This window comes from Acinetobacter sp. 226 (assembly GCF_048147925.1).
GTDB classification, from domain to species: Bacteria; Pseudomonadota; Gammaproteobacteria; order Pseudomonadales; family Moraxellaceae; genus Acinetobacter; species Acinetobacter pecorum.
In genome coordinates this window covers 1-10,075 of the sequence record NZ_JAYWYX010000043.1, presented here as the reverse complement: position 1 = coordinate 10,075, position 10,075 = coordinate 1, and the positions used below count along the sequence as shown (strand labels likewise).

Sequence of the window (10,075 nt, the reverse complement as noted above, 5' to 3'; positions counted from 1 at the left end):
GAACTCGATCAGAAACACAGTGGAGAAATCGAGCACTGGCGCGAACACTTTGCCGATATCTGCAATATGCACCTGGATCTAGCCGGATCCACAGCCAGAGTTGACCACCGCAGCTACAAAGACCAGGAGAATGGCCTGGAAGCGACCCTGCACGAAGGACCGAAAGTCACCGAACTGCGCCGAAAAGGGATTGAGACCGAAATCAGCCGAAGCAATGATGAAATCAAACAGAGAAATCAGGCGCAGCTGCAATACGGCAAAAATATGGATCTGCTGATTGCTGAAAATGAGATCAAACTCAGCACACTGAAAACTGAACAGCAGATCCAAATCAAAAATAGCGCTAAAACGCCACCAATTGACGAAAAAGCCCTATTTGAGGAAAAACAGAGGGAAACCCTTGGCAAAGTGCTAAATCGCGAAATCAGCGCAAAAGACGCGAATCTAGACCTAGATTTTATGCAGCGCAATCTCAAACAAGCCGAAATAAACCTGACCAAGCACCACAAACATCAAAACGAGTTCAATCAGCAGCTTGCCCAGGAGATCGTTAAAAGCGGACTCAAGCAAAGTCATGACAAATTGCAAAGCCTGGTCGATCAACACAACGAATTAACCCAGAACAAACCCTTACTGTTTGGAAAAAAAGCCTGGGAAGCCCAACGTGATGCTATTTATCAGGAACACAAAAAGCTGAAAGGTCAGCATGAACACCAGAAAAAACATGGTGTGAAGGATTTATTGGAAAATGAAAAGTTTAAAGAACATGCCTGGAAGCAGTACCAACAACAACATCCGGCCAAAGCCAAGCAATACCAGACTCTATACCCATCCTACCAAGTCATTAAAAAATGTGTGGATGAGATCAAAGCAGAACAACAGATGAAACTTAGACAAGAACAACAACTCAAAGCACAGCAACATGCACCTAAAATGAAATCTCGTGGTATGAGTCGCTAAACAGAGCGAGTGTCTACGAGCGAACTGAGAAAATTTGCCTTTTCCTTTCCCTGATTACAAGCTCCCTATCCATCAATCACCTGCATGGCAGAGCATCCCGCATGGGTGCGAACTTTCCAAGTTTGATTCCTAAATCGAGCGTAGCGAGTAAAAAGCTTATGAGCGAAGCGAATTCCGAGCTGCTTTTGATCTTGCTTTTGCTTTTCCTCAAATTCACGAAAATATTAACCAAAAATTGCCCCGACGAATCGAGCGAAAGCGAGATTCAATAGAGTTTGAGCGAAGCGAAAACCAAGGGCAATTTTTCATTCTTTGGGCTTTTAATTATTTTTAATCTTTTAAATGCTTTTAATTAAGCTGTAATCCTTTATTCATAATGGTTCTAGAGATATTAAAACGAGGTTTACCTTGCATTAAAACGAGGTTTACCTTGCATTAAAACGAGGTTTACCTTGCATTAAAACGAGGTTTACCTTGCATTAAGCGAGATAATTATATAACCTCGTCTTATTGAATTAAAAATATAATCTTTTCATATGAAAACAGAACTAGTTGTTAAAGATAATGCCTTAATCAATGCTAGTTATAACCTCGATCTAGTTGAACAGAGGTTAATTCTCCTAGCTATTGTTGAAGCAAGGGAATCAGGTAAAGGGATAAATGCTAATGATCCACTAACAGTTCATGCTGAAAGTTATATTAATCAGTTTGGTGTACATCGAAATACGGCTTATCAGGCGTTAAAAGATGCTTGCGATGACTTGTTTGCAAGACAATTCAGTTATCAGAGTCTTAGTGAAAAAGGTAACATTATTAATCACAAATCAAGATGGGTGAGCGAGGTGGCTTATATTGATAATGAAGCTGTCGTTAGACTTATTTTTGCCCCTGCTATTGTGCCTTTAATTACTAGGTTAGAAGAACAATTTACAAAGTATGAAATACAACAAATAAGTAATTTAACAAGTGCTTATGCTGTTCGTTTATATGAAATATTGATTGCATGGCGTAGTACTGGAAAAACGCCTCTCATAACTATGTATGATTTTAGACAAAAAATAGGTGTACTCGAGACTGAATACAAACGAATGTATGATTTTAAAAAATATGTTTTAGACATTGCACTAAAACAAGTAAATGAACATACCGATATTACTGTCAAAGTTGAACAGCATAAAACAGGTAGATCTATTACTGGTTTTTCATTTAGCTTTAAACAGAAAAAATCAGCCACGCATTCAGTCGAATCTAAAAGAGATCTGAATACATTAGACCTCTTTTCAAAAATAACAGATAAACAACGCCATCTATTCGCCAACAAGCTCTCAGAGCTTCCTGAGATGAGTAAATATTCACAAGGCACAGAAAGCTATCAGCAGTTTGCTGTACGTATAGCTGCCATGCTGCAAGATGCAGAGAAATTTAAGGAATTACTTCCTTTACTCAGAAAATTAGGATTTCAATGACATTGTTAATTGAAATTGTTAAGTTAACAGTCAGGTATTAACACAAGTTGAAAACTGGTTTACATAATGAAAAAACTGTCAGTTTCAGAGTTAGCTAAGCTTTATGGATATTCAAGACAAGCCATATATGCACATATAAACAAAGGAAATTTATCTAAAGGATCTGATGGATTAATTGACTTTTCAGAGGCCCTAAGAGTTTTTGGGGAACCACAAAAAAAAGAGGATACAGTCAATCAAAGTCAATCAATTAACAGTCAAAACTTGACAGAAGTTGACTTACTAAAACGTCAAGTTGACATACTGGAAAAACAATTAAATCAGGCAATACAGAGAGAAAATCAATCTTTAGAACGTGAATCGTTTTATCAAGAACAGATTGAAGCTATGCAGCGCTTACTAGAAGCACCAAAAGCCAATATGACTACCTTTACCGATCAGAGCTTTAAACAGGATATAGCAACGGATCCTCGGTCGGAACTAGCACCGAACTATGACGAATTGACTACTCCTCAGCAAGACAATAAGCGTATTCCTATCCCGGAGCATGTTGAACCAGAACAGAAGAAGAGAGGCTTCCTAAGCCGCTTTTTCCTTCCATATGGTTAGCCAAGATTCCAGTTTTTTGATGAGCCAATTTCAGTGCAAGCACTTGAAATAATGACTCCTCAAAAAACCGGATGATGTTTATTAAAACTGAATAAAACCGTGGAACAACGATCAAATAGTAAGCGTGGAACATGAATAATCAATAAAAAGCCGTTCTGGTGCCCTAGCGTCCAGAACGGCTTTTTCTAATATACTGATATTTCACGAGAAAGATCTAAGCATTTCGTATAAGGTGTATTATGTTAATTTTAGAAAAATTAATTAATTTTCAGAATCATAGTGACTCATATCACCAGATAATAAGATTTCTTAAATTTTCTCTGATAACACTTTAACCAATGACTTTAATTCTTCTTTTAGTTTATTTAAATTTTCAAGTTGAATACTTTGAGTCAGCTCTTTAGGAATCATTTCTGCGGCAGCTCGTAGCTCTCGACCCTTTTCTTTTAATGAAATAAGGACTCTTCTTTCATCATTAGGATCACGTGATCGATTAATAAGTTCAGACTTTTCCATTCTTTTTAGTAAGGGCGTTAGTGTCCCACTATCCAGGTGTAAAATTTGTCCAAGATCACCCACACTTACACATTCTTTTTCCCATAAAACCAACATCACTAAATATTGAGGATAAGTGAGTCCGAGAGGTGTAAGAAAAGGGCGATAAGCTTTTACGATTAAATTAGATGCAGCATAAATAGGAAAACATAGTTGCTCATCTAGGCAAAGCTGATTCTTGGACATAGCTTTTTATTTGGTATAGACAGTGGTCGATACCTGTATATTACCTCGAATAGCGTTGGAATAAGGACATACTTGATGCGTTTGTTCCACGATCTTCTCTGCATCAGCTTGTGAAATACCTGAAAGAGTGACATCTAAGTGTACTGTTAAGGAAAATCCACCATTGCCATTAGCAACCATGCCAACAGTACTCAGGACTTCTACATCGTTATCACGGATTTTATGTTCTTTATTGCTACGAGTTACATGGATCACGGCATTTCCAAAGCATGCAGCATAGCCAGCTGCAAATAATTGCTCAGGATTCGTTGCATCACCTCGACCACCTAATTCTTTTGGCAAAGCTAATTTTAGTTCTAAGATACCATCTTCACTACGAATATTCCCTGAACGTCCACCGATTGCTTTAACTTGGGTAGAATAAAGATTACTCATTTTAATTACCTTTAAATAATATATTGTGTGCAATATAATTGTATAAAATTTAATTTATGTCAAATTTTTTTATATGCGATTTAACATAATGGCTGTTATGCGAAATATTAGTCATGACTAAGGAATTAAGCTCTTCTAGTTTAGGTAAAAGTTAGAATAGTTTTTAGCCAATCTTGTACGTATATGCTCACATCAATTCCGGCCCTTTTCGCCTATACGACCTGGCTGCAATTTCCTATGATGGGGACATAGAGAACAGGACGTTCCAGAGAAGAATAACAAGAGATAGGCACAAGGAAAGTAAGGTACGACAGGAGTTATACCGAGCGAACCAATACGAAAAACCCCGGCAGGATGCCGGGGTTTTTTATTATTTAAAATTAGGTTCGCATAACAGCCATTATGTTAAATGGGTTCTAAAAAAGGCTTTAATTCTGTTGAAGAATGTATGTACAGAGGATGCCCAGGTTCTCCACTTTTATTTAATTTAAGATAATGGAGCTTATCTTTTAGAAGTTGTTTTACAAAAGTTGATCTGTCTTTAAATATTCCAGCATTTCCCCAACAAGCAATAAGTTGATGAGATTCTGTAGCTAATTGCTGCAAGTAAGCATCATTTTCAGGGCCAATTGGATCTTCCTGAGACATCATTTCTTGTGGATCAGTGGCTCTATATGCAAAAAGATTAGCCATGTAGATGCCACCCCCACCCCAACTTTTAGCAAAGTTAATACAGCGATTGATAGTTGGATCATCTTGAATATGATCTGCTGTTGAAGGATTTAGGCCAATAAATGTAAATATAGGTTTCTCTTTATCCCAAATACGCCAAAGTGAATAACGATATTTACTACAATCTGAAATTATTGCACCCTTTTCCATAAACCCCTCTATTTAAATATATGATTATGTATCTTGTATCATAACCTCTAATTCTTATGAAAAAGAAAGTGAATTTAATTCATGGAGATATCACAGAATTTCCAGTAGATGCTCTTATTAGTTCTGCAAATAAATCTTTGTTAGGTGGGGGTGGCCTAGATTATATCATTCATAAAAAAGCAGGATCTCTGATGAAAGAGGCTTGTATCCATCTAAATAAAACAAAAGGTGGTTGTCAGACTGGCTGTGCAGAAGTAACCGTTGCAGGTGACCTACCTGCTAAATTTGTTATTCATGCGGTTGCTCCTAGATGGCTAAATGGTGAAAAAAATGAACCACAATTATTGTGTAATACTTATAGTAGTGCTTTAAGAAAAGCAGAGGAAATTAAAGCTCAAACAGTTTCTGTTCCGAATATGGGAACTGGGGTCTATAACTTTCCTAAGCAGCTAGCAGCAGAAATTGCTATAGGTACTATCTTGTCAGAATTACCTTTTTATAATGAAGTGAAAGAAGTCTTTTTTGTCTGCTATGACATAGTAAATTATGAGATTTATAAGGGCATATTAGAAAATATTGATGACCCTAAAATTGAAATCTTAATTTAAGTTTTCCTAAAATTAACATAATACTGATTATGCGAAACGAGAGCCTACAGCTCTCGTTTTTTTGTTCTAGAACTGCTAAAATTCTTATACGCCATTGACGTACTTAACCCTATGTTATTCATTGAAACCAGTATTTTTACCAAGCAAATCAAAGAGCTTGTCAGTGATGAAGAGTATCGTCAGCTCCAGCAAGATCTCTTAGTACAGCCCGATAAAGGTGACTTAATCAAGAATGGCGGTGGTATTCGTAAAGTACGTTGTGCTCAAGGTAATAAGGGTAAAAGTGGTGGTATCCGGGTGATCTATTATTGGGTCACAGAGGATGATCAGATCTTTTTCCTAGTCGCTTATCCAAAGTCTGTGAAAGATAATCTGACAGACAAAGAGACCTCGATCCTACGTCAATTAGTGAAGGAGCAATTTCATGGATAACAACTTATTTGATGACCTGGTTGCTTCAATCAAAGAAGCTGGTGCCATCAAACGCAATGAAATCAAAGCAAGTCGAGTGACTGAGCTTGAATTACCAGATATAAAAGAAGTACGTGAGAAAACTGGCTTAACCCAGGCAGAATTTGCTGCACGTTTGCATATCAGCGCGAGAACCCTGCAAAACTGGGAACAAGGCCGTCGATATCCGACTGGTCCTGCAGCGACTCTAATTCGCATTCTGGATGCCCATCCAACCCTAATTTAAAAAGTTTAGATAATAAAAAACCCCGGCATCCTGCCGGGGTTTTTCGTATTGGTTCGCTCGGTATAACTCCTGTCGTACCTTACAGTCCTTGTGCTTATCTCTTGTTATTCTTGTATGGAACTTCCTGTTCCCGATGAGTTCATCATAGGAAAATTCCACTGTCCCAGGTAGCCGCAAAGGGCCGAGATTTATGTACGCCAGAGCGTACAAAATAGCCTAAATTTTATCCCCAGCAATTGGGGATAGTTTTGGAACCTGGATCCGCATGAAATGGGCACTCATTACCAAATTGATCGTTTATTAATCAATTTTCTTGGCAAAACATTCCAAAACTGCTCATAAAAAAGCCGACTTGTTTCAAAATCGGCTTTTTGGGCATTTTTGGATTTTTCTGTTTTCATTAAGTGCTTGAAATTTATATTAATATACAAGTGTATTGCGTATAACCGCCATTATGTTAAATAGTAGAAATAGGAACAAATAATAAAGAAAGCCAGCATTAATGCTGGCTTTCTTTAAATTAAAAACTATATGTTATTCCTAACTTCGCAGTACGGGGCTGCCCTGGGTATACATAGCGGTTGAAAGCACTATCATCATATTCTTTGTTAAAGATATTTTTGATATCAAAGCTTAAGCGTACATCTTTGTTCCAATCATAATAAGAAATAAGATCTGTGGTCGCATAACTTTCCATGTTATAGGTGCTATTGGCCGTTTGCCCTTTACGGCTACCAACATAACGTTGATTCACACCTAAGCCTAGACCATTTAATGCACCAGACTTAAACTCATAAATACTTAAAAGATTGAATGAATCTTGTGGAATATTGGCCAAACGCGTACCTTTTGCCAAAGTATTATCCTTGCTTACGGCAGCATCGACATAGGAATAATTACCGATAATTTTCCATGCTGGTGTGATATTACCAACAAGACTCAAATCAATACCTTTACTGGTAACTTCACCCGCAGCAATGCTTTTGGTGGAATCTAATGGGTCTAAGGTTAATACATTTTCTTTCTTTACATAGTACATAGCAGTATCAAAAGAAAGCTGGTTATCCAATAAGGCATACTTCGAACCAATTTCGTAAGAAATACCTTCTTCAGGATCAAAACCTTGATTGTTACGATCTGCACCAGAGTTTGGTTTAAACGATTTACTAATGTTGCTGTAAACCGTGAGTTGATCTGTCAGGTCATAAGTCAAACCCACGCGTGGAATAAAGGCATTGTTGTCTGTAGACCAAGACGAGTTATTTACGAAGTTGCTATAATCCTGCTTATAGTTTTCAAAGCGCATCGCAATCAAAGTATTTAAACGATCCGTGATACGGATTTGATCTTGCACGAAGAATGCTTGGCTTTTCAATTGCTCGCGATCATTCGTCGTTACATTCACCAATTCAGGCAATGGCTGTGTGTTGTATGGTTGATTGATGTTTAAATCAAAGCTATCTCTTGAACGGATGATGTAAGATTTATAATCATAATCTTCAAGTTCAATCCCCGAGATGAAGGTATGTTGTAAATTGAATAGATTAAAATTACCAACGACATTGGCTTGGAAATTCTTATCAATCCAATCTAAGTTACGCCAGTTATAGTTACGGGTAATCACTTCGCCATTAGTATTTGCTTTGACGCCATTGGCTTCAACAGCGTAACCATGCAGGTTGCCATTTAAATATTGAGTGCCAACATTCAATTTCCATGCCTCATTCAGCGCATGTTCAATTCGGAACTGTAGCATGTCGTTATTATTATATAGGCGATTGCGATCTTTGCCTGATTCCCACCAATAGTCTGATGAGTCGAATGAGGTTTTCTGTTGCCCATCATAACGGGTAAAACCACGATCTAGGGCATGTTGATTACGTAAAAAATCGGCCTCTAGCGTAAGTTTAGTCGCATCCGAAGGCGTCCATTGCAATACAGGTGCAATATTCCAGCGTTTGGTATCTACATTATCTCGATAGGTATCGCCATTTTCACCCATCAAGTTTAAACGGTAAGTCAGGCTTTTATCTTCTGTTAATGCGCCTGTGGTATCCACAGTACCACGGTATAAACCTTCCTCATCAACATTTAGACCTAAAGTGGTTTTTCGTTCAGCTTGAGGTGTTTTGCTGACGACATTAAATGTGCCACCAGGATCACCACGACCATATAAACTTGATGACGCCCCTTTTAAAACTTCAACACGTTCAACGGTACTACTATCTGGTGCATTGGGGTAACCACGGTTAATTGGAAAACCATTACGGTAATATTCGCCACTGGTAAATCCGCGTGAAGTAAAAGTCGTTAAACCTTGCCCGCCAAAGTTATTTGCACGCCCTACTCCTGCAACATCTAGTGCTTCCGATAAACGCGTTGCTTGAATATCTTTTAATACAGCTTTTGGAACAACGGTTACAGCTTGAGGTGTTTCTTTCAGTGAAGTGTTGGTACGAGTTGCTGAGCTCGCAGAGCTAACTTTATAGGCTTTTTCAGTATCTTCAGTTGCGCCTGTTGCTTGTAAGGTAATGGAAGGTAAAGTAATGATTTGATCACTTGCAAAGACTGGCATTGCGCAGGTAAGAGGCAATAAGCTTGGTAATAAACGACGTTTGAACACAAGAATATTTCACTGAAATTTTAATGGGAATGATTGTAATTCGCAAATTATAAAAATACACATCAAATTCTCATTTTTTTAGCTTTATATTTTATGATTCTTATAAATTATTGCCTAATTTTAAACTTTCTCTAAAATTAACATAATGCACGTTATGCGAAGTAAAAAAAATAGCTCCTGATCGAGGGGCTATTTAACATAAAATCTCTTATGCGAAATCAGGTTGATCTAAAGTTCTTTATTGCCTTGATCACATGATCCCCCAATTGCTGAGTATTTTTAGGATTTCCAGCTGAATTATTTAAAGAGACATTTAAAGGGAGTGCTATCTGTCTCAAAATTTCTTTAGCTGATGGTTGTTTTTCACCATCCTTATAAACTTCAATTCTTGCATTTTCATATTGTTTTATCTCATATCCATCATAAAAAATACTATTTAAAATCAATAACTCATGATTATTTTCAACTTTCACTTCTGTTTCAGTAGGAACATTTAACCCTATATTTATTTTTGAATTAGCTAAAAGTATTTTGTTATAAATACCTAAAATATATTTCCCTTTGTATTCTCGTGACTTAGCCTGAAACTGCTCTATATTTAAGTCATAGACTACTTCAATACAGAGGTCCTCAGGGTTAATTCTTAAAACAATAATTCTGTCCACTAACTCAATCGTTTTAAGATTAAAATCTACATGACTTGCTGTAGTAACAGTCTTAACAGAAATTCTTTGTCCAGTACTGGAAACTACATCATAACCTCTCTGATTAACTGAATCGGCTAATTGCCCTAAGGTCATCATAGCTACATAAAGTTCCCCAATTCTTCCTGTTAAATGCCTTAATTCTGCAATAGGCATTCCCCAAGAGAGTTCTTTTTCAAACCATTCAATAGATTCACCTAAAGACTTAATAATATCGAATTGGCTCAATGCCATGATTAATTCCCTATCACTTATAAATTAAAGAGCTTACGATCACGTTCATCAGTCAAATACTTGTCCATCTGAGCAATCAGTTTTGCTCTGGCTTGCTCATCATCTTCGGTGATTTT

General features: G+C 37.2%; 11 protein-coding genes and 1 pseudogene. 6 read left to right on the top strand and 6 right to left on the bottom strand.

Annotated features, from left to right (window positions below; genetic code table 11):
- The 3 genes from VXP95_RS14660 to VXP95_RS14650 form a co-directional block, all read left to right on the top strand.
- Window positions 1-960: MobA/MobL family protein (locus tag VXP95_RS14660; protein WP_416712300.1), on the top strand; the 960-nt coding region annotated here is incomplete at its 5' end.
- Window positions 961-1,496: 536 nt separating this feature from the next.
- Window positions 1,497-2,426 (top strand): replication initiation protein RepM, encoded by a 930-nt coding sequence (gene repM, locus VXP95_RS14655; protein WP_253135655.1) that lies wholly within the window; start codon window positions 1,497-1,499, stop codon window positions 2,424-2,426.
- Between the two features lie 66 nt (window positions 2,427-2,492).
- The gene (locus VXP95_RS14650; protein ID WP_253135657.1) at window positions 2,493-3,035 is read left to right on the top strand and encodes a plasmid replication DNA-binding protein; all 543 of its coding nucleotides are present in this window, start codon (window positions 2,493-2,495) and stop codon (window positions 3,033-3,035) included.
- Between the two features lie 309 nt (window positions 3,036-3,344).
- Here VXP95_RS14650 and VXP95_RS14645 read toward each other — a convergent pair whose 3' ends face one another.
- From VXP95_RS14645 to VXP95_RS14635, 3 genes are all read right to left on the bottom strand, one after another.
- Window positions 3,345-3,776, bottom strand: coding sequence for a MarR family winged helix-turn-helix transcriptional regulator (locus VXP95_RS14645; RefSeq protein ID WP_005108698.1), 432 nt, complete (start codon window positions 3,774-3,776; stop codon window positions 3,345-3,347).
- 6 nt (window positions 3,777-3,782) lie between these two features.
- On the bottom strand, window positions 3,783-4,211 hold the full coding sequence (locus VXP95_RS14640) for an organic hydroperoxide resistance protein (protein ID WP_005108699.1): 429 nt from the start codon (window positions 4,209-4,211) through the stop codon (window positions 3,783-3,785).
- A 405-nt stretch (window positions 4,212-4,616) separates the two neighbouring features.
- On the bottom strand, window positions 4,617-5,093 hold the full coding sequence (locus tag VXP95_RS14635) for a DUF1643 domain-containing protein (RefSeq protein ID WP_033134783.1): 477 nt from the start codon (window positions 5,091-5,093) through the stop codon (window positions 4,617-4,619).
- A 56-nt stretch (window positions 5,094-5,149) separates the two neighbouring features.
- Here VXP95_RS14635 and VXP95_RS14630 point away from each other — a divergent pair, with 56 nt between their 5' ends.
- The 3 genes from VXP95_RS14630 to nadS all read left to right on the top strand — a co-directional run bounded on the left by VXP95_RS14630 (window position 5,150) and on the right by nadS (window position 6,398).
- Window positions 5,150-5,701, top strand: a complete 552-nt coding sequence (locus VXP95_RS14630) for a macro domain-containing protein (protein ID WP_033134790.1) — start codon at window positions 5,150-5,152, stop codon at window positions 5,699-5,701.
- Window positions 5,702-5,812: 111 nt separating this feature from the next.
- Window positions 5,813-6,133: a type II toxin-antitoxin system RelE/ParE family toxin gene (locus tag VXP95_RS14625; protein WP_000897309.1), complete on the top strand. Its 321-nt coding sequence runs from the start codon at window positions 5,813-5,815 to the stop codon at window positions 6,131-6,133.
- Entirely contained in the window at window positions 6,126-6,398 is a 273-nt protein-coding gene (nadS, locus tag VXP95_RS14620) for a NadS family protein (RefSeq protein WP_004641921.1), read from the top strand. Before VXP95_RS14625 ends, nadS begins: the two co-directional genes overlap by 8 nt.
- 520 nt (window positions 6,399-6,918) lie before the next feature.
- Here the strand turns inward: nadS and VXP95_RS14615 are convergent.
- From VXP95_RS14615 to VXP95_RS14605, 3 genes and pseudogenes are all read right to left on the bottom strand, one after another.
- Window positions 6,919-8,973: a TonB-dependent siderophore receptor gene (locus VXP95_RS14615; protein WP_416712301.1), complete on the bottom strand. Its 2,055-nt coding sequence runs from the start codon at window positions 8,971-8,973 to the stop codon at window positions 6,919-6,921.
- A gap of 266 nt (window positions 8,974-9,239) precedes the next feature.
- Window positions 9,240-9,959, bottom strand: coding sequence for a DUF6998 domain-containing protein (locus VXP95_RS14610; RefSeq protein ID WP_180054140.1), 720 nt, complete (start codon window positions 9,957-9,959; stop codon window positions 9,240-9,242).
- A 17-nt stretch (window positions 9,960-9,976) separates the two neighbouring features.
- Window positions 9,977-10,075: pseudogene (locus tag VXP95_RS14605) on the bottom strand (mobilization protein); the annotation flags it as partial.

Excerpts from the sequence above, each read along its gene's own strand:
- repM (WP_253135655.1), top strand. The coding sequence starts at position 1,497 with ATGAAAACAGAACTAGTTGTTAAAGATAATGCCTTAATCAATGCTAGT.
- VXP95_RS14650 (WP_253135657.1), top strand. The coding sequence starts at position 2,493 with ATGAAAAAACTGTCAGTTTCAGAGTTAGCTAAGCTTTATGGATATTCA.
- VXP95_RS14645 (WP_005108698.1), bottom strand. The coding sequence starts at position 3,776 with ATGTCCAAGAATCAGCTTTGCCTAGATGAGCAACTATGTTTTCCTATT.
- VXP95_RS14640 (WP_005108699.1), bottom strand. The coding sequence starts at position 4,211 with ATGAGTAATCTTTATTCTACCCAAGTTAAAGCAATCGGTGGACGTTCA.
- VXP95_RS14635 (WP_033134783.1), bottom strand. The coding sequence starts at position 5,093 with ATGGAAAAGGGTGCAATAATTTCAGATTGTAGTAAATATCGTTATTCA.
- VXP95_RS14630 (WP_033134790.1), top strand. The coding sequence starts at position 5,150 with ATGAAAAAGAAAGTGAATTTAATTCATGGAGATATCACAGAATTTCCA.
- VXP95_RS14625 (WP_000897309.1), top strand. The coding sequence starts at position 5,813 with ATGTTATTCATTGAAACCAGTATTTTTACCAAGCAAATCAAAGAGCTT.
- nadS (WP_004641921.1), top strand. The coding sequence starts at position 6,126 with ATGGATAACAACTTATTTGATGACCTGGTTGCTTCAATCAAAGAAGCT.
- VXP95_RS14615 (WP_416712301.1), bottom strand. The coding sequence starts at position 8,973 with ATGCCAGTCTTTGCAAGTGATCAAATCATTACTTTACCTTCCATTACC.
- VXP95_RS14610 (WP_180054140.1), bottom strand. The coding sequence starts at position 9,959 with ATGGCATTGAGCCAATTCGATATTATTAAGTCTTTAGGTGAATCTATT.